Consider the following 17,465-nt stretch of genomic DNA (forward strand, 5'->3'; position numbering starts at 1 on the left):
GCAGGAGCCGTCATGCCTGAAGCCGTCATCGTTGCCACCGCCCGCTCACCCATCGGCCGGGCCGGCAAAGGTTCACTCGTCACCATGCGGCCCGATGATCTCGCCGCCCAGATGGTCAAGGCCGTTCTCGACAAGGTGCCCGCGCTGGACCCGCGCGACATCGACGACCTGATCATGGGCTGTGGCCAGCCGGGCGGAAAGTCCGGCTTCAACATCGGCCGCACCGTCGCAGTCCAGCTGGGCTACGACTTCCTGCCCGGCACCACCGTCAACCGCTACTGCTCGTCCTCGCTGCAGAGCACCCGGATGGCGTTCCATGCGATCAAGGCCGGCGAGGGCCACGCGTTCATCTCCGCCGGTGTGGAAACCGTGTCGCAGTTCGCCACCGGCAACGCCGACGGCTGGCCCGACACCAAGAACCCGCTGTATGCCGACGCCATGGCCCGCAGTGAGCAGGCCGCCGCCGGCGCCGACGAATGGCACGATCCCCGCGAGGACGGTCTGCTGCCCGACGTCTACCTCGCGATGGGCCAGACCGCCGAGAACGTCGCGCTGCACACCGGCGTCAGCCGTGAGGACCAGGACCACTGGGCGGTGCGGTCGCAGAACCGCGCCGAGGAGGCCATCAACTCCGGCTTCTTCGCCCGTGAGATCACCCCGGTCACGCTGGCCGACGGCACCGTCGTGTCGACCGACGACGGCCCGCGCGCCGGCACCACCTACGAGAAGATCAGCCAGCTCAAGCCGGTGTTCCGGCCCAACGGCACCGTGACCGCCGGCAACGCCTGCCCGCTGAACGACGGCGCCGCCGCGCTCGTGGTGATGAGCGATGTGCGGGCCAAGGAGCTCGGCCTGACCCCGCTGGCCCGCGTGGTGTCCACCGGTGTCTCCGGACTCTCGCCCGAGATCATGGGCCTGGGCCCGATCGAGGCCGTCAAGAAGGCCCTCGCCAACGCGAAGATGGCCATCGACGACATCGACCTCTACGAGATCAACGAGGCGTTCGCGGTGCAGGTGCTCGGCTCGGCCCGCGCACTCGGCATGGACGAGGACAAGCTGAACGTCTCCGGCGGCGCCATCGCGCTCGGCCACCCGTTCGGCATGACCGGTGCCCGCATCACCGCCACGCTGCTCAACAACCTGCAGACCCACGACAAGACGTTCGGCATCGAGACCATGTGTGTCGGTGGCGGCCAGGGTATGGCGATGGTTGTGGAGCGCTTGAGCTAATTTGCGTTGACTCTGCGTGGAGGGCGCAAAAGTGCGAGTAACCCGCGCCCTCACCGCAGAGTCACCGGCTCGGCGACTTCATTCCACGCACGACGCAGACGCCGGAGGATGTCTACCCGACGGTGGCCCTTGGCTACTTGGATCGTGGTCCAACCGGCCCGCCTGATGTGTTCGTGGCGGACGATGTCGTAACCAAGCGCATCGGCATGCTGTACGCCGTCGTATTCGACCGCGAGCATCTGCTCCTCCCACCCCATGTCCAGGTAATACCGCGACCGGCCATTCGGGCCCGGCACCGGGATCTGGGTTTGCGGCCGCGGGTAACCATCGTCGATGATCATGAGACGAAGCCAGGTTTCCTTGGGCGACTGGGCACCCGGGTCATAGAGATCGAGCGCAGCCTCAAGCTGACGTAGCCCACGCGTACGCCGATGACGATCCGCCAGCGCCAAGACATCGACGGCTTTGAATCCAGTCGCATTGCCGAGCGCATCGAGCCGCGCCACCGCTTCCCCCAGCGGCCCGCGCCTGCCGATGTCGAATGCCGTCCGCTCGGGCGTCGTCACATTGAGTCCGTCGAGCCGCTGAATCTCCCCGGCCAACAACAGATCGGTGCGGGTGATCACTCCACGCGGAGCCCTCGCATTCGCCCAGATCAGCTCGACCGGAACGTCGTCGTCAATCCACTCTGCGCGATGCATCGCGGACGCCGCGAGACCCGCGACCACCGCTTCGCGATGAGACCACAACCACGCGGCCTGCGTCCGTCGCCGTAAAGTAAGGGCAATCCGCTTGTCCAGGTACACATTTGGCATAAGCGATCGGTAGTAATGGCGCAACTCGTGGCGGTTCACCGCACCGCACGCCAAAGCCTCACTGCCGACGAAGGGATCACTTCCGATGTCCATGGCCACAGGCTGGTTTCGATTGCCGACATTCGTCGCCGCCCACACCCCCCGGGGCTTCGCGCTGTGGATGAACATCGCGGTGTGGACCACCGGTTTGACTCTGCGTCCAGGGTGCAAAAGTACGAGAAACCTACGCCCTCATCGCAGAGTCAACCCATAAGAAAAAGGCGCCCGCAATCGCGGACGCCTTTCTCGGGGCAGGGTTGCTAGTCGTTGTTGAAGTACGACAGCAACCGAAGGATCTCGATGTACAGCCAGACCAGGGTGACGGTCAGGCCCAGGGCGATGCCCCACGCGGCCTTCTCCGGAGCACCGGCGCGGACCATCTGGTCGGCAGCGTCGAAGTCGATCAGGAAGCTGAACGCCGCCAGGCCGATGCACAGCAGCGAGAAGCCGATCGCCAGCATGCCGCCGTCACGCAGGCCCAAGCCGGCACCGCCGCCGACGCCGAACATCGCGAGCACGAAGTTCAGCAGCATCAGCGCCAAGACGCCGAACATGCCGGCGATGATCATCCGGGTGAACTTGGGTGTCACGCGGATGGCACCGGTCTTGTAGACCACCAGCATGCCGAAGAAGACGCCCATGGTGCCGACGATCGCCTGCGCGATCATGCCGACGCCACCGACCGAGGCGATGTTGGCGATGATGAACGACACCGCGCCGAGGAACAGACCTTCCAGCGCCGCGTAGCTCAGCACGATGGCCGGATTGTCCTGCTTGCGTCCGAACGTGGCGATCAGCACCAGGACCAGACCACCGAGCCCGCCGACGAGGGCGAACGGCGTCGCCAGCGTCAAGTTGCCGGAGACCAGGTAGTAGGACACCACCGCGACGACCGAAAGGACGGCCAGGGTGATGCCCGTCTTGGTGACGACGTCGTCGATGGTCAGCGGCCGGGAGACACCGGTCTGCCGCTGATCGGGATATTCAGGTGCATATTGCTGTGCATGCACCTGTTGAGCACCGAAGCCGGCGGCTCCGGTACCGAAATTTGCGTATCCGCCCTGCGTCTTGGGCAGGCTACGGAATACCGGGTTGCTGGATTCGCGCACCGTCGGGTCCTCTCCTATAGAGATGTGTTCGAGTACGAACTACTAGCTCAACGATCGATGTTCTGGGCAGGTTCCCGTGGAAGCGAAAGACTCCCAGGAAACTTCCAGGTTCGATCTTGAGGCAAACCCTACCCGTAGCGCACCGTCCCTGGGGGTCCGAACTAGATTGCAAATCGTGACAGAAAACGAGGACGTCCTAGTAAGTGTCCGCAACGGCGTCGGCATCCTCACGCTGAACCGGCCCAAGGCGATCAATTCCCTCAACGACGCGATGGTCGAGGGCATGTCCGAGGCGCTGCACGCCTGGGAGAACGATGGCTCCGTTCACACCGTGCTGCTGACCGGTTCCGGCGAACGCGGCCTGTGCGCGGGCGGCGACGTGGTGGCGCTCTATCACAGCGCTCGTGACGGCGGCGCCGACGCGCGCCGGTTCTGGTACGACGAGTACCTGCTCAACGCCTACATCGGCAGCTATCCAAAGCCCTACGTGGCGTTGATGGACGGCATCGTGATGGGCGGCGGTGTCGGTGTGGCGGCACACGGAACCGTTCGGGTGGCCACCGACACCACCAAGATGGCCATGCCCGAGGTCGGCATCGGCTTCATCCCCGACGTCGGTGGTACGTACCTCCTTTCGCGGGCTCCGGGCCGGCTGGGCTTGCACGCCGCGCTCACCGGTGCACCGTTCTCCGGGGCCGACGCGATCGCCATGGGCTTCGCCGATCACTACGTGCCCCATGACAAGCTGGCCGCCTTCACCGAGTCCGTCGTCGCCGACGGCGTCGAGAACGCGCTGGCCACCTACGCCGTCGAACCGCCGGCCAGCCCCCTGCTGCAGGAGCGCGGCTGGATCGACGAGTGCTACGCGGGCGACACCGTGGCAGATATCGTCACCGCGCTGCGCGGCCAGGGAGCCGCCGCCGAAAAGGCCGCCGATCTGATCGCCACCCGCTCCCCCATCGCGCTGGCGGTGACGCTGGAAGCAGTGCGTCGGGCCGCGAAGCTGGAGACACTGGAAGACGTGCTGCGCCAGGAATACCGGACCTCGTGCGCATCGGTGAAATCCCATGATTTCGTCGAAGGCATCCGCGCTCAGCTCGTCGACAAGGACCGCAACCCGCAGTGGTCCCCTGCCTCGATCGACGCCGTCACCCCCGCCGACGTCGAGGCGTACTTCGTTCCGGCAGAACCCGATCTGACCTTTCAGGAGGAGTCCAAATGAGTGAGTTCGAGACGATCCTGGTGACCCGCACCGACCGGGTCGCCACCATCACGCTGAACCGGCCCAAGGCGCTCAACGCGCTCAACAGCCAGGTCATGACCGAAGTGACCAGTGCCGCAGCCGAACTCGACCGCGACTCCGGCGTCGGCGCCATCATCCTCACCGGAAACGAGAAGGCGTTCGCCGCAGGCGCCGACATCAAGGAGATGGCCGAGCTGTCGTTCGCCGATGTGTACTCGGCCGACTTCTTCGAGCTGTGGTCGAAGTTCGCGGCCACCCGCACCCCCACGATCGCCGCGGTCGCCGGGTATGCGCTGGGCGGCGGCTGCGAGTTGGCGATGATGTGCGACATCCTGATCGCCGCGGATACGGCCAAGTTCGGCCAGCCCGAGATCAAGCTGGGCGTGCTGCCGGGCATGGGTGGTTCCCAGCGGCTGACCCGAGCGATCGGCAAGGCCAAGGCGATGGACCTCATCCTCACCGGTCGCACCATCGACGCCGTGGAAGCCGAACGGGCAGGCCTGGTTTCCCGCCTGGTGCCGGCGGACTCGCTGATCGACGAGGCCCTTGCCGTGGCGGAGACCATCGCCGGGATGTCGCTTTCGGCCTCGCGGATGGCCAAGGAAGCGGTCAACCGCGCCTTCGAGTCCAGCCTGGCCGAGGGTTTGCTCTACGAGCGCAGGCTGTTCCATTCGGCCTTCGCCACAGCCGACCAGAAGGAAGGCATGGCGGCGTTCTCCGAGAAGCGCGCCGCCAACTTCACCCATCGCTAAAGTCGACGGGTGACCGACACCGACTCACCCTCACCGGCCACCGTTACCGCCGAGGCTCCATCCGAGCCCGCAGCCGGTCCGGCGGCCAAGCCGGTGTGGTGGCTACGCCACTACACGTTCTTCGGTACCGCGGTGGGGCTGGTGTTCATCTGGTTCTCGCTGACGCCGTCGCTGCTGCCGCGCGGCCCGCTGTTCCAGGGCCTGGTCAGTGGCGCGGCCGGCGCAACGGGCTATGGCCTCGGCGTTTTCGGGGTGTGGCTGGTGCGCTACATGCGTTCGGCGGAGACCAGCCCGCGCGCGCCGAAGTGGGCGTGGTTGGCCTTGCTGGTCGTCGGCGTCATCGGCCAGATCCTGATGATCGTGTACTTCCACGTGTGGCAGGACGAGATCCGCGACTTCATGGGAGTGCCCCGGCTGAAGTTCTGGGATCACCCGTTGACCGCGGTGCTCTCGATCGTGGTGCTGTTCGCGTTCGTCGAGTTGGGCCAGCTGATCGGCAAGCTGGTGCGATTCCTGGACCGCAAGCTGGATCGTTTTCTTCCACCACGGGTTTCGGCCGTCGTGGTCGTGGCGTTGTTGTTGGCATTGAGCGTTGCCTTGCTCAACGGTGTGGTGGCCCGGGTGGCGATGGACACCATCAACCGGACCTTCGCGGCCGTCAACGATGAGGATGACCCCGACTTCCCCGCGCCGATGACGAATCTGCGCTCGGGAGGCCCGCAATCGCTGGCCGCATGGGAGACGCTGGGCCATCAGGGCCGGGTGTTCGTGTCGGCCGGCCCTACGGTGCAACAACTTTCGCGGTTCAACGGCAAACCCGCGACAGAACCCATCCGCGCGTACGCCGGCCTGCATTCCGCCGACGGCATCAAAGCCACTGCGGCGCTGGCGGCCAGGGAATTACAGCGCACCGGCGGGCTGAACCGGGCTGTGGTCGCGGTGGCCACCACGACCGGCACGGGCTGGATCAACGAGGCCGAGGCCTCGGCCCTGGAGTACATGTACAACGGCAACACCGCGATCGTGAGCATGCAGTACTCGTTCCTGCCCAGCTGGCTGTCGTTCCTGGTCGATCAGGAGAACGCGTTGCAGGCGGGGCAGGCGTTGTTCGAGGCGGTCGACGCGTTGGTGCGCGCGATGCCACAGGAGCAGCGCCCCAAGTTGGTGGTATTCGGCGAGAGCCTGGGATCGTTCGGCGGGGAGGCACCGTTCCTGGCGCTGAACAATCTCGTCGCCCGCACCGACGGCGCGCTGTTCTCGGGCCCGACGTTCAAGAACACGATCTGGACGACGCTCACCCGGGATCGCGATGCCGTTTCACCGGAGTGGTTGCCGATCTACGACAACGGCGAAAACGTCCGGTTCAGCGCGACAGCGGAGAATCTGGACCGGCCCGACGCGCCGTGGGGCCACCCGCGCGCGGTGTACCTGCAACACGCGTCGGACCCGATCTCGTGGTGGACGCCCGACTTGTTGTTCGCCAAACCGGACTGGCTCCGCGAGCCCCGCGGGTATGACGTATCGCGCCGCATGGAGTGGATTCCGATGGTGACGTTCCTGCAGGTGTCAGCGGACATGGCGGTGGCAGTCGACGTGCCCGACGGACACGGCCATGTGTACGTGAAGAACGTGGCCGACGCGTGGGCCGCGGTGCTTCAGCCGCCGGGGTGGACACCGGAGATGACCGCGAAACTGCGGCCGATGCTGTCGAACAACGAAAACGCTTGAGCCGCAGCAGGTCAGGCGTGTCCGGCCGCCACCAGGGCGTGATAGCCGCCGACGACGTCGGTGGACCGGTGCAGCCCCAGGTCGACCAGCGAGGCGGCGGCCAGGCTTGAGGTGTAGCCCTCCGAGCACAGGATCACCCAGTAGACGTCGTCGTCGACGGCCTGCGGAATCCGCGCATCGCTGGTCGGGTCGCAGCGCCACTCCAGCACGTTGCGCTCGATGATCAGGGCGCCGGGCACCGAGCCCTCGGCCGCGCGTTGTGCCTCCGGTCGGATGTCGACCAGCACGGCGCCGGAGTCCAGCGCCTCGGGAAGATCTGAGGCGGGCAGCCGGCGCAGGCGGGCCCGGGCCTGCTCCAGCACGGTGTCGATACGGCTCATCGCTATCCCTCCGGCGCGTCGGTGAGTTCGGTGCGGTTGCGCCGCAACGTGTTGTGCGGCGTCACTTCGTAGTAGGACATCGCGGTCAGCGGCGGCGAGTAGGCGTGCACGCTCAGCGTCGGCCCCGACACCGTCACCGGACCGTGCGCATGCACCACATCGTGGACCCAGCCCAGCGGGAAGGCCGCCTGATCGCCTGCCGTCAGCCGCCGTTGCCGCAACAGCTCACCGTCCCAACGAGTTTCGCGCAGTGAACCGGACACCACGGTCAAGGCACCCAGTGAGCCGCCGTGGTCGTGCAGTTCGGTCGACCTGTCGGGCACCCAGCTGATCAGCCAGACCTCGACTTCGTCGTCGCCGGACAACCGGGTGTACCAACGGTCGTCCTTCGGCAGCCCGCGCAGCAGACGGTCATAGCGTCCGGACAACACGTCGTCGGCGGCGCGGTCGGTGGCGTGCAGCAGGTCGGGCAATCGCAGCCGGGTTGGCGCGGAGACGGCAGGAATGGGCGCAAGAGTGGACAGCATCAGTGAAGCTCCAGGGATGACGGCGGATCAGGGCAGACGGGCGCGCTAGCGAGCCCGACAACACTCCTGGAATCCGGTCCCTTCCGTCACGGCGGCCAGTGTTGCATAGATTGGCGGCATGCGCAGTTACACGTGGACCACACGCCTGACCGCCGGAGCCGTCACAGCCGCCGGGCTGGGCCTGCTGATCGGATGCTCGACGGAGGCCGGCAAGGATCAGTCCGGAGAGTCCGCGGTGCCCTCCCCGCCGACCACCACAACCGCCGAGGCGGCGACCCCCACGGCCAAGCCCGGCGAGGTCGCGGTGTCCCCCGGCGGGGTGACCACCGCGGTCGGCGCTGACGCGCAGTCCACCGAAGAGGAGTATTTCCAGGCCTGTCACGCCGCGAAGGTGTGGATGGACGGCAAGGGCGGCGACCTCAAGGCGCAGGTCGAGCCGTACCTGGCGAGCCTGCAGGCACCTGGCGCGGCACCAGGGCCGGGCACCTACAACGTGGCGTGGGCCGAGCTGGAGCCGGCCCGGCAGGCCGCTGTCATCGTCGCGGCGCGAGCGGCCGCCGACGAACTCTGCAGCTAGTTCGAATCACGCTGCGGCGAATCCCCCGGCGCGCCGCCCTGGGCGGCCACCCAGGCACGTCCCCGCTCGACGGCGATGTCGAGTGCGCCGAATATCCGGTCGGTGGCCGGTTCGATGCCGTCGTCGCCCAGCAGGTCGTCGAGACCGCCGCGCCGCAGCACCTCCGCGGTCCCGGGTTCGACGCCGGCGATGATCAGCCGTCCGTTGTTGGCCTTCAGCTGGCCGGCCCAGCGGCGCAGCGCCTTGATCGTCACCGACGACGGCACATCGGGCAGCGCCCGCAGGCTCAGCACCACGACGGCATTTGAGGTGCCCTCGGCGCGCGGCCAGTCCTCGTCGATGCGGGCCACCTCGGCGAACAGCCCGACCCCGGCGTAGTGCAGCACGGTGACGTCGTTACTGGCGCACTTTTCGGGAACCGGTGATTCCTTCCAGTCACCGTCTCCGGTCGGTGTCAGCGCCACCAACTGCGCGGCCTTGGCCGCCTTGGCGCAGTAGAGCACCAGTGAGGTGATCACGCCGATGAGGATCGCGGTGTGCAACGGCAGCTGCGTGGTGGCCGCGAAGGTCACCAGCATCGCCACCGCCGACAGCGGGGCGACGCGCAGCACCAGCTTGATGTCGGGCAGCCGGCCGACCACGAGTTCGGCGCCGATCACCAGGATCAGCCCGCCGATCACCGGCATCGGGATGATCTCCGCGGCAGACCCGGCCACCAGCACCAGCAGCGCGAGCCAGATGCCGGCGAAGATGCCTGACCACCGGGTCTGGGCACCCGCCGAGGTCGACACCCCGGTGCGCGACAGTGAACCGCCGGCCGGCAGCGCACCGAACAGTCCGCCCGCGACGTTGGCCGCGCCCTGGGCCAGGAAATCGCCGTTCATGTTGGTGCGGCTGCCGTCGGGATTGGGCACGGCAGCCGAGATTCCGGCGGCCTGGGCCAGGGCGACGAGTGCCACCGCCACGCCGCCGACGAGCAGTTCGGGTATGGCGGCGAAGTTCGGAACCGTCACCGGTGGAAGCGCATTCGCGATCGACGCGATGTCACCGACAGTTTCGACGTCCACCTTTGCCACCGCGACAACAGCGGTGACAACCACCAGCGCGAGCAGGGTCGCGAAGGACTCCAGCGGTTTGATGAAGTGGAACACCGCCCATACCGCGACGGTGCCAAGAGCCACCGCCACCGCGGCGCCGGACCACAGACCGATGTGGGCCAACGCGTCGATGAATTTGCCGATGGTGTTGCCGCTCTGCGGTTTGTATCCCGTGGCGTCGCCGAGCACGCCGGCGACGATCTGCAGGGCGATGCCGGTGGAGAAACCGGTCATCACGGCGTTGGAGACGAAGTTCATGATCGAGCCGAACCGCAGCAGGCCGAACAGCAGCATCACGACACCGACCACGATCGCCAGGGCGGCGACGTTGGCGGGATCGGCCGGATCCAGCCCGGCCTCCTTGAGCACGCTGCGCGATGTCAGTGCGATCGCGCTCGTCAGCGTCGTCACCATCAGCACCGTGCGGGCGAACAGTGACCCGACGATGCCGGGCACGATGCCGGCGTAGATGCCTGCCACCGGGTTGAACCCGCCGATGCTGGCATAGGCCATTCCCTCGGGAATGGAGAACAACCCCGTCACCAGCCCGGCAATCACATCTCGAGGCTTGGGACGGCCCAGTTTCCGCGCGAATGTTGGTGCGCCCACGTATCAACCCTCCCACGAAACAGATCGTGGTGGGCGATACTTCGGATGTGCGCGTGCCGGGAATCGTTCCGTATCAGAGGGCGTGGCTACGCGCCGACGTGGTGGCCGGTCTGGCCGCCGGGGCGGTGATCATTCCGCAGGCCATGGCCTACGCGACCGTGGCCCACATGCCGGTCCAGTTCGGGCTGTACACCTGCATGTTGCCGCTGGTGGTGTACGCATTCATCGGTGGATCGCGGACGGCAAGCGTCAGCACCACTTCGACGATCGCGACGTTGAGTGCGTCGACCATGCTCGGCGCCGGCATCGCGGCCGGATCCCCGGACGCCCAAGCACATCTGATCACGCTGACACTGCTGGTCGGAGCGTTCCTGCTCGCGGCACGGCTGCTGCGACTCGGCGCGATCATCGAGAACATCAACGAGGCAACGTTACTCGGCATCAAGGTCGGTGTCGGCCTGACTGTCGCCGCTGCCCAGATCCCCAAACTGTTTGGTGTGCAAGATGATCCGCATGCCACCGGTTTCTTCCACATCCTGTGGTCGGTGCTGCGCCACCTCGGCGACGCGAATCTGCCCACGGTGCTGTTGTCCATCGTCACGATCACGCTGCTGCTGTTGATCGGAAAGCTCGCCCCACTGGTGCCCGGGCCTCTGGTCGTGGTGGCGCTCGGTATCGCGCTGGCCGCCTTCGGTGGGCTGCCGTCGATGGGTGTGGAGTTGATTCCCGAGGTGCCGCGAGGCATTCCGCTGCCGGCTCTGCCCGCACTCGACCACATCGGTCAGCTGATCCCGGGCGCATTGGCGATCGCGATGATGGCGTTCCTGGAGACCGTCGCGGTGGCCCGCGGCGTTCGCCGCCATGACGAACCACAGATCGACGCCGATCGCGAGCTGTCCGCCACCGGCATTGCGGCACTGGTCAGTTCGTTCTTCCACTCGCTGCCGCCAGCCGGAGGCTTCTCGCAGACCGGGATGAACCTCCGCGTCGGCGCTCGATCCCAGGTCTGCGGTCTGGTCACCGCAGGGCTCGCAGTTCTGGTGGCGGTATTCCTGGCGCCTGTGCTCTCCAAGCTGCCGCAGGCGACGCTCGGCGCGATGGTGTTGGTCGCGGTGCTCGGTCTCATCGACATCGGCGCACTGCGGCGGTTGTATCGGTTCGACAAGCTGGAATTCAGTCTCGCCGCGATCGTCGGGGTGTTCGGTCTCACCGTCGGTCTGCTGCCCGCCGTCGCAGTCGGAGTCCTGCTGACCCTGTATTTCGTACTGAGGGAGGCCAATCGCGCTCACGTCGTAGAAGTCTCCGGGGATCCGCTGGTCCTGCGTTTCGAACTCGGGCTCTACACGGCCAACCTGCGAGCCAACACCGAGGCGGTCGTCGCGTTGGTCGGTGCGCGCGAACCGCGCCCTCAGGTGGTGATCCTCGATCTGTCCCGGTTGCCCTGGCTGACCTCGACGATCCTTGACGGGTTACGCGATCTGGAGAACCAGCTCGACGGCATCGAGGTCCGGTATGCCGGGCTGAGCGATGAGCTGCACGAGACAGCACGGCGCTGGCCCTGGTGGCAGGAGGTGGAAAGCCAGGGGCGCTACTTCGGCACCACTGGCGACGGAGTCGATTCGACCAGGCAGTGAGCCGCTCGGCAAGCCACTTGGCAGGCGTCTTCACGGACATCGCGGATCAAACCGCAGAATGGACGCATGCGCGTTGCTCTGGCTCTCGGCAGTGGTGGGGCACGCGGCTACGCCCACATCGGGGTGATCAACGAGCTGAGCGACCGCGGCTACGAGGTCGTCGGCGTGTCCGGGTCGTCGATGGGTGCGCTGGTCGGCGGCCTGCACGCGGCGGGGAAGCTGGAGGATTTCGCCGACTGGGCACGGACTTTGACCCAGCGGGCGGTGTTGCGGCTGCTGGATCCGTCGATCACCGCGGCGGGCATCCTGCGCGCCGAGAAGATCCTCGACGCGGTCCGCGACATCGTCGGCGAGGCCACGATCGAGGACCTGCCGATCCCCTACACGGCGGTCGCGACGGATCTGATCGCGGGCAAGTCGGTGTGGCTGCAACGCGGCCCGGTGGTCTCGGCGATCCGCGCGTCGATCGCCATTCCCGGGGTGATCGCCCCGCATGTGCTCAACGGCCGGTTGCTGGGCGACGGCGGCATCCTGGACCCGCTGCCCATGGCGCCGATTGCCGCGGTCAACGCGGACCTCACCATCGCGGTCAGCCTGTCCGGCGGTGACCCGGGCACTGCCGCGGCCACACCCGAAGATCCCGACCGGCGCCCCACCACCGAATGGCTCAACCGCATGATGCGCAGCACCTCGGCGGTGCTGGACACCGCATCGGTGCGCGCCGTGTTGGATCGGCCAACGGCCCGCGCGGTACTGAGCCGGTTCGGGGCGTCACTCCCGGAAGGCGATGACCCCGAAATCGATCCCGACGGTGAACCTCCGGTTGTCGCCGAGCCGGCCGGGGTGCCGCGGCTGGGCAGCTTCGAGGTGATGTACCGCACCATCGACATCGCGCAGGCCGCGCTGGCCCGGCACACGCTCGCGGCCTACCCGCCGGACCTTCTGATCGAGGTGCCCCGCACGGTGTGCCGCAGCCTGGAGTTCAACCGCGCGGCCGAGGTGATCGACGTGGGACGGGAACTGACCGCCCGCGCGCTCGACGGCTGACCGCCGCATTTTGCCGAAACGGCATTCCAGCAGGAGAAGTGCGAGAAGCCGCCTGCTGGAATGCCGTTTCGGCGGTCAATCCGCGAGGAACTGCGCGACGGCGGCAGCCACGCGTCGCCCCTGGGCGCGGCCGGCCCGAGCCGACGGCACCCGGCACCGCGGGTCAAGCGGGTTCGTCCCGAAGGCGTCCAGTGCGTCGTCGTCGGCGAATATGCCCAGCGAGCGGCCGTCGAATCCGTCGACCTCCTGGGCCGCGCCATCACCGAAGGGCGATGGTGTCGAACGCCCTTGCGGTACCAAGGCCACAACGCTGTCACAGTCGGCGGCCAGCGCCATGTTCACCGCACTGCCGATGCCGCCGTCCATGAACCGCCGGCCGCCGATGGTCACCACGGGCCACACTCCCGGTACCGCGCAGCTGGCGGCCACCGCGTCGACGAGCGACACCCCGGAGTTCCGGTCCAACGTCACCAGTTCGCCGGTATCGATGTCGACGGCCGAGATCCGCAGGTCGCGGTCGGGCCAGTCATGCGACGGGAGACGTTGCTCGATCACCTTGCGACGCACGGCCGGGTCGATGGTGGCGGCGTCGAGCGCCACGGCACCGATCTCCCGCAGCTTCTGCGCCTTGGTGGTGCCCGGCGTGAGCATGGCCTTGACGAACAGGTCGGTGATGGTGTCGATGCTCACCCCGGGATCGAGTTCGGCCGATTCTGAACCGACCTGCAGCTCGAACAGTGCCTCCAGGCCGAGCCCACTGCTGAGCTGAGCCGACACCGTCGAACCCGCCGACGTGCCCACCAGCACATCCGAAGCGAGCAGCGCGTCGGCGGTGTCGGGCGATTCGTCGGCGATGCCCTGCAGGATGCCGGTTTCCCAGGCGATGCCCGCGATACCGCCACCGGCGAGCACCAATGCACGTTTGGAAGTCACGAACGTCGAGTGTGCCAGGGCCTCGAAATCCCAGAGCTAGGCATGCTGTGAGGCCGCGGCCTTGGCGGACAGGTCGTCGGGGCGCAGGAGGAGGCGTGGCGGCCCTGGAAGCGCGGTCCGGCGGTCGATGTGCAGATCCGCGTCGACGTGGACGAGCTCGCCGGGTTCGATGAGCTGCCAGTCCTCGCCGTCCATCGGCTCGCTGGCGAACACCACCGACGGCTGTGCACTCAGGTGCTGGGACTCGGCGCGGATCCGCGGGCTGTGCAAGCGCAGTTGCCGGTCACGCGGTTTCCTGCGGTCCAGCAGGTAGAGCTCGTGGGTGTCCGGATAACGTAGCGCCCACATGCCGGTGGCCGTGCTGAGCAGGAGGTTGACGGCGTAGATCGGCACGGTGTCGGCAAGCCAGCCGATGGCTTCGACGATGCCGGCGCCGACATCACCGTCACGGGCACGGGCAGCGGCGGTGATGAGCGCGAAAACCCGCTCGGAATCGGTCTGTCCACCCACCAGGTCCGCCACCCCGAGCTCGTGCAGCCGGTCATCGAGCGCGTCCAGGCCCTCGACCACGCCGTTGTGCGCGAAGATCCGCCCGTCTTGGAGGAACGGATGGGTGTTGGCCGCGTGGAGCGCTCCCGTCGACGCATAGCGAACGTGCGCGATGAAGGTCGTCGCAGTCACATCGTGTGCCTCGGTGGCGAATTCGCTGTCCTGCCACGCCGCCACCGGCTCCTTGTGCACCACCGGCAGGCCGTCGGCACCGAATGCGCCGAGCCCGGTGCCGTCGGGATTGCGCCTGCTCTGCTCGGCGAGATTGTCCGGCGCGTCCAGCAGCCAGAAGGTCGCCGGCACCAGTCGGCGGCCGGCGTGCAAGCCGAACAATCGGCACATGCCCTCAGCGCGCCCGATGAAGTGCCATGATGCGGATAGTAACCGGTGAGACGAGGAGAACGCCATGACAGCCACCATGCGGGCGGAACGTTTCTACGCCGACACCAAAAGGGTTGTGGTGGAGGATGTTCCGATCCCGCAACCCGGGCCGGGCGAGGTGCTGGTCAAGGTGGCGTTCTGCGGCATCTGCCATTCCGACCTCAGCCTGATCAACGGCACCTTTCCGGCGCAGGCGCCGGTGGTCACGCAAGGACACGAGGCCTCGGGCACCATCGCCGAATTGGGTCCCGGAGTCACCGGTTGGGCCGAGGGCGACCGCGTCATCGTCGCGGCGGGCAGGCCCTGCATGGCATGCCCCAACTGCCGGCGCGGCGATATCGCGAACTGCATGCGAATCCGGTTGATGGCCTTCGCTTATGACGGGGCCTGGGCCGAGTACACGCTGGCTCAGGCCGTTGGACTCACGCGGGTTCCGGACAACGTGCCGCTGGAGCAGGCCGCGATCCTGGCCGATGCGGTGTCGACGCCCTACGGCGCGGTGGTGCGCACGGGCAAGGTAGGCATCGGCGAGTCGGTCGGGGTATGGGGCCTGGGCGGCGTGGGCACCCATATCGCGCAGCTGGCCCGGCTGGTCGGCGCCGTGCCGGTGGTGGCCGTCGACGTCAAGCCCGAGGTGCTGGAGCGCGCCCTCGAACTCGGCGCCGATTACGCGTTCGACGCCGGTGACGAGGAGCTGGGCGAGAAGATCGCCGACGTCACCGGTGGCCGCGGGCTCGATGTGGCGTTCGACGCGGTGGGGCTCAAGTCGACGTTCGAGCAGGCGCTGAGCCAGTTGACGGTCGGTGGCCGGCTGGTCGCGGTCGGGATGAGCGCCCAGGAACCCACGATCGGCCCCACGTCGATGTTCGGCCTGACCCAGAAGCAGGTGCTCGGCCATCTGGGGTATCAGAACGTCGACATCTCGACGCTCGCCACGCTGGTGTCACTGGGCCGGCTGGATCTGTCGCGGTCGATCAGCGAGATCGTGTCACTGGAGGACATCGCGTCGGGTATCGACAAGCTGGAACGCCAGGAGGGCAATCCGATTCGGATTCTGGTGCGGCCATAGGATTTCCATACGCCGAATCTGAAGATATGTGCGAGTTCTCGGTGATTATTCGCACGCAAGCTCAGGTTCGACGCGCCTTGCCTGTGATGAGTGGCAGATCCGGGTAGGTGACGACACCGGGTTCGGCAGCGCACACCGCGGGCACCGAGTTGACGCAATGGGCGGCGGTGGCGACGACACCGGACTCCGGGCCTTCCTCCCCGGCCTCGGACTGGAAACCCTTGATGATCACGGTGAAGTCCGGGTTGCCGCGGACCTCCATCTCGTAGCGCTGCCCGGCCGGGCCGAAAGTCCATGCGGGGTCGAGGTTTTCCTCGCCCATCAGCCAGTTCACCGTGACACGCACCACGGGCTCGCCGTCGACGAGGGCCTCCCAGTGGAACTTGCGGCCGGCCACCTGGCCGGGTTCGATGACGCCGATCGGCGAGTCGATGGGTGCGGTCGCCACGGCGATCTCCTGGGTGGCCCGGATCCGCGGATCGATCTCGAACCCGACGTGATCGACCACCATCTTGACGGCCTGGATGAATCCGCCGTCGAGCATCTTCTGCATCGGCCCGCTCAGCGCGGTGTCCGGAGTGCCGCCGAATCCCATGACATGACGCACCACATCGGGTGCGTCATAGGTCCGGAGATCGGAAAACTCCTCGGCGCGAACGAAGTTCACCCCGGTGGCCATCGCCGAGAACACCAGCGGGAACTTCTCGCTGATTCCACCGGGCGCGATGCCGGTGCCGTGCAGGGTGGCGTTGCCCTCCAGCGCGGCGGCCCGCATGGGTGCGGCCTGCTTCTCGCTGGGATACAGCCAGCCCACCGGGGTGATGACGTTCTTGCCCGAGCGCAGCAGCGCCGCGACCTCGTCGGGGTTGGGAATGAGCGGCGAGTAGATCACCGCATCGGCATCCAGCGCCAGGATCTCGTCGACACTGCTCGTCGCGGTGATGCCGAGCGGTCCGGTCCCGATGATCTCGCCGACGTCCTTGCCGTTCTTGGCCTCGGAATGCACCCAGCATCCGGCCAGTTCGAGCTCAGGATGTTCGAGTACGCCCTTGATCGCGGCCACCCCGACGCCGCCGGTTGCCCACTGCACCACTTTGAGCGTCAAGACCCCTCCTCGGCGGAACTAGAACACGTTCTACTGGTCTACACCACCGTCGTCGTCAGCGGAAGCACGGTCTCGCCGCGCGAGGTAGGAGATCACGAGCACCACCAGGACGGCAGGCAGGAACGCGGGCACCGTGAGCAGCAATGAATGGTCGGCGAGGTAGGTCATACCGGGTTGACGAGAAAGCCTTGCCGAACGTGACTGTCACATCCCACCGGTCTGCGCCGTCTGATGGGTATGCAGATGAGATTCGTCCAGATCGTCGTGGTGGTGGCGTCGCTGAGCATGCTGGTGACCGGAGTGTGGATGCGGATCGACCCGGAGTCGTTCGCCCAGTGGGCCAACTGGCCCAATCACGTGCATTTCCTGCACGACGCAGGCGTGTTCCAGATCGGCATCGCAGCGACGATGCTGTTCGCGCTGTGGTGGCGCGATGTGATCGCCGTGGTGTTGACGGGGTTCCTGGTGGCCAACACCCTGCACGCGGTCAACCACTACCTCGACCGCGACGGCGGCAATCCGTCCGACTGGTGGCAGCTCGGGGTGTTCTCGCTGCTGGCCGCGGCGGCATTGGCGGTGCGGTTGCGCCAACTCCAGTTGAAGACGATTGACCCGGTTTCGAGATGAAGTATGTTCCGTTG

General features: G+C 67.0%; 18 protein-coding genes. 9 read left to right on the forward strand and 9 right to left on the reverse strand.

Features of this window, described 5'->3' with window-relative positions:
* Positions 1-12 precede the first annotated feature (12 nt).
* Positions 13-1,230: an acetyl-CoA C-acetyltransferase gene (locus QQ25_RS24345; RefSeq protein WP_039324102.1), complete on the forward strand. Its 1,218-nt coding sequence runs from the start codon at positions 13-15 to the stop codon at positions 1,228-1,230.
* Between the two features lie 50 nt (positions 1,231-1,280).
* On the opposite strand, the gene QQ25_RS24350 is transcribed toward QQ25_RS24345, so the two are convergent.
* The gene (locus tag QQ25_RS24350) at positions 1,281-2,138 is read right to left on the reverse strand and encodes a DUF559 domain-containing protein (protein ID WP_039381745.1); all 858 of its coding nucleotides are present in this window, start codon (positions 2,136-2,138) and stop codon (positions 1,281-1,283) included.
* Positions 2,139-2,344: 206 nt separating this feature from the next.
* Positions 2,345-3,193 carry a Bax inhibitor-1/YccA family protein gene (locus QQ25_RS24355; RefSeq protein ID WP_039324108.1) on the reverse strand — a complete coding sequence of 283 codons (849 nt, stop codon included), beginning with the start codon at positions 3,191-3,193 and terminating at the stop codon, positions 2,345-2,347.
* A gap of 175 nt (positions 3,194-3,368) precedes the next feature.
* Between QQ25_RS24355 and QQ25_RS24360 the strand changes: the two genes are divergently transcribed.
* The 3 genes from QQ25_RS24360 to QQ25_RS24370 are packed head-to-tail and all read left to right on the forward strand — an operon-like array spanning position 3,369 to position 6,916.
* On the forward strand, positions 3,369-4,415 hold the full coding sequence (locus tag QQ25_RS24360) for an enoyl-CoA hydratase/isomerase family protein (protein ID WP_039324110.1): 1,047 nt from the start codon (positions 3,369-3,371) through the stop codon (positions 4,413-4,415).
* Complete coding sequence (locus tag QQ25_RS24365; RefSeq protein ID WP_029107898.1) at positions 4,412-5,188, forward strand: enoyl-CoA hydratase; 777 nt, start codon at positions 4,412-4,414, stop codon at positions 5,186-5,188. The genes QQ25_RS24360 and QQ25_RS24365 overlap by 4 nt, the downstream gene beginning before the upstream one ends.
* A gap of 9 nt (positions 5,189-5,197) precedes the next feature.
* Positions 5,198-6,916 carry an alpha/beta hydrolase gene (locus QQ25_RS24370; protein ID WP_039381518.1) on the forward strand — a complete coding sequence of 573 codons (1,719 nt, stop codon included), beginning with the start codon at positions 5,198-5,200 and terminating at the stop codon, positions 6,914-6,916.
* A gap of 11 nt (positions 6,917-6,927) precedes the next feature.
* On the opposite strand, the gene QQ25_RS24375 is transcribed toward QQ25_RS24370, so the two are convergent.
* Together QQ25_RS24375 and QQ25_RS24380 are read right to left on the reverse strand one after the other, a co-directional pair.
* Complete coding sequence (locus tag QQ25_RS24375; RefSeq protein ID WP_039324116.1) at positions 6,928-7,296, reverse strand: rhodanese-like domain-containing protein; 369 nt, start codon at positions 7,294-7,296, stop codon at positions 6,928-6,930.
* A gap of 2 nt (positions 7,297-7,298) precedes the next feature.
* Positions 7,299-7,823: a cysteine dioxygenase gene (locus QQ25_RS24380; protein WP_039381521.1), complete on the reverse strand. Its 525-nt coding sequence runs from the start codon at positions 7,821-7,823 to the stop codon at positions 7,299-7,301.
* 118 nt (positions 7,824-7,941) lie between these two features.
* Between QQ25_RS24380 and lpqV the strand changes: the two genes are divergently transcribed.
* Entirely contained in the window at positions 7,942-8,400 is a 459-nt protein-coding gene (gene lpqV / locus QQ25_RS24385) for a lipoprotein LpqV (RefSeq protein WP_039324127.1), read from the forward strand.
* On the opposite strand, the gene QQ25_RS24390 is transcribed toward lpqV, so the two are convergent.
* Complete coding sequence (locus QQ25_RS24390) at positions 8,397-10,106, reverse strand: SulP family inorganic anion transporter (protein ID WP_039324129.1); 1,710 nt, start codon at positions 10,104-10,106, stop codon at positions 8,397-8,399. The genes lpqV and QQ25_RS24390 overlap by 4 nt on opposite strands.
* Before the next feature lie 29 nt (positions 10,107-10,135).
* Here QQ25_RS24390 and QQ25_RS24395 point away from each other — a divergent pair, with 29 nt between their 5' ends.
* Positions 10,136-11,740, forward strand: a complete 1,605-nt coding sequence (locus QQ25_RS24395) for a SulP family inorganic anion transporter (protein ID WP_234706186.1) — start codon at positions 10,136-10,138, stop codon at positions 11,738-11,740.
* Positions 11,741-11,806: 66 nt separating this feature from the next.
* Complete coding sequence (locus QQ25_RS24400) at positions 11,807-12,787, forward strand: patatin-like phospholipase family protein (RefSeq protein ID WP_039381523.1); 981 nt, start codon at positions 11,807-11,809, stop codon at positions 12,785-12,787.
* Between the two features lie 75 nt (positions 12,788-12,862).
* On the opposite strand, the gene QQ25_RS24405 is transcribed toward QQ25_RS24400, so the two are convergent.
* Positions 12,863-13,720, reverse strand: a complete 858-nt coding sequence (locus QQ25_RS24405) for a patatin-like phospholipase family protein (protein WP_039381524.1) — start codon at positions 13,718-13,720, stop codon at positions 12,863-12,865.
* A gap of 36 nt (positions 13,721-13,756) precedes the next feature.
* Positions 13,757-14,611, reverse strand: a complete 855-nt coding sequence (locus QQ25_RS24410) for a class II glutamine amidotransferase (protein WP_039381526.1) — start codon at positions 14,609-14,611, stop codon at positions 13,757-13,759.
* Between the two features lie 64 nt (positions 14,612-14,675).
* Between QQ25_RS24410 and QQ25_RS24415 the strand changes: the two genes are divergently transcribed.
* Positions 14,676-15,719, forward strand: coding sequence for a zinc-binding dehydrogenase (locus QQ25_RS24415; protein ID WP_039381527.1), 1,044 nt, complete (start codon positions 14,676-14,678; stop codon positions 15,717-15,719).
* Between the two features lie 61 nt (positions 15,720-15,780).
* Here the strand turns inward: QQ25_RS24415 and QQ25_RS24420 are convergent, their stop codons facing one another.
* Positions 15,781-16,824, reverse strand: coding sequence for an NAD(P)H-dependent amine dehydrogenase family protein (locus QQ25_RS24420; RefSeq protein WP_039381529.1), 1,044 nt, complete (start codon positions 16,822-16,824; stop codon positions 15,781-15,783).
* A gap of 30 nt (positions 16,825-16,854) precedes the next feature.
* On the reverse strand, positions 16,855-16,992 hold the full coding sequence (locus QQ25_RS31130) for an F-box protein (RefSeq protein ID WP_169748648.1): 138 nt from the start codon (positions 16,990-16,992) through the stop codon (positions 16,855-16,857).
* Positions 16,993-17,067: 75 nt separating this feature from the next.
* Between QQ25_RS31130 and QQ25_RS24425 the strand changes: the two genes are divergently transcribed.
* Complete coding sequence (locus QQ25_RS24425; RefSeq protein ID WP_234711968.1) at positions 17,068-17,451, forward strand: hypothetical protein; 384 nt, start codon at positions 17,068-17,070, stop codon at positions 17,449-17,451.
* The last annotated feature ends 14 nt before the right edge of the window (positions 17,452-17,465 follow it).

It is taken from the genome of Mycolicibacterium setense (genome assembly GCF_000805385.1).
Classification (GTDB): Bacteria; Actinomycetota; Actinomycetes; order Mycobacteriales; family Mycobacteriaceae; genus Mycobacterium; species Mycobacterium setense.

Excerpts from the sequence above, each read along its gene's own strand:
- QQ25_RS24345 (WP_039324102.1), top strand. The coding sequence starts at position 13 with ATGCCTGAAGCCGTCATCGTTGCCACCGCCCGCTCACCCATCGGCCGG.
- QQ25_RS24350 (WP_039381745.1), bottom strand. The coding sequence starts at position 2,138 with ATGGACATCGGAAGTGATCCCTTCGTCGGCAGTGAGGCTTTGGCGTGC.
- QQ25_RS24365 (WP_029107898.1), top strand. The coding sequence starts at position 4,412 with ATGAGTGAGTTCGAGACGATCCTGGTGACCCGCACCGACCGGGTCGCC.
- QQ25_RS24375 (WP_039324116.1), bottom strand. The coding sequence starts at position 7,296 with ATGAGCCGTATCGACACCGTGCTGGAGCAGGCCCGGGCCCGCCTGCGC.
- QQ25_RS24380 (WP_039381521.1), bottom strand. The coding sequence starts at position 7,823 with ATGCTGTCCACTCTTGCGCCCATTCCTGCCGTCTCCGCGCCAACCCGG.
- lpqV (WP_039324127.1), top strand. The coding sequence starts at position 7,942 with ATGCGCAGTTACACGTGGACCACACGCCTGACCGCCGGAGCCGTCACA.
- QQ25_RS24400 (WP_039381523.1), top strand. The coding sequence starts at position 11,807 with ATGCGCGTTGCTCTGGCTCTCGGCAGTGGTGGGGCACGCGGCTACGCC.
- QQ25_RS24410 (WP_039381526.1), bottom strand. The coding sequence starts at position 14,611 with ATGTGCCGATTGTTCGGCTTGCACGCCGGCCGCCGACTGGTGCCGGCG.
- QQ25_RS24415 (WP_039381527.1), top strand. The coding sequence starts at position 14,676 with ATGACAGCCACCATGCGGGCGGAACGTTTCTACGCCGACACCAAAAGG.
- QQ25_RS31130 (WP_169748648.1), bottom strand. The coding sequence starts at position 16,992 with ATGACCTACCTCGCCGACCATTCATTGCTGCTCACGGTGCCCGCGTTC.
- QQ25_RS24425 (WP_234711968.1), top strand. The coding sequence starts at position 17,068 with ATGAGATTCGTCCAGATCGTCGTGGTGGTGGCGTCGCTGAGCATGCTG.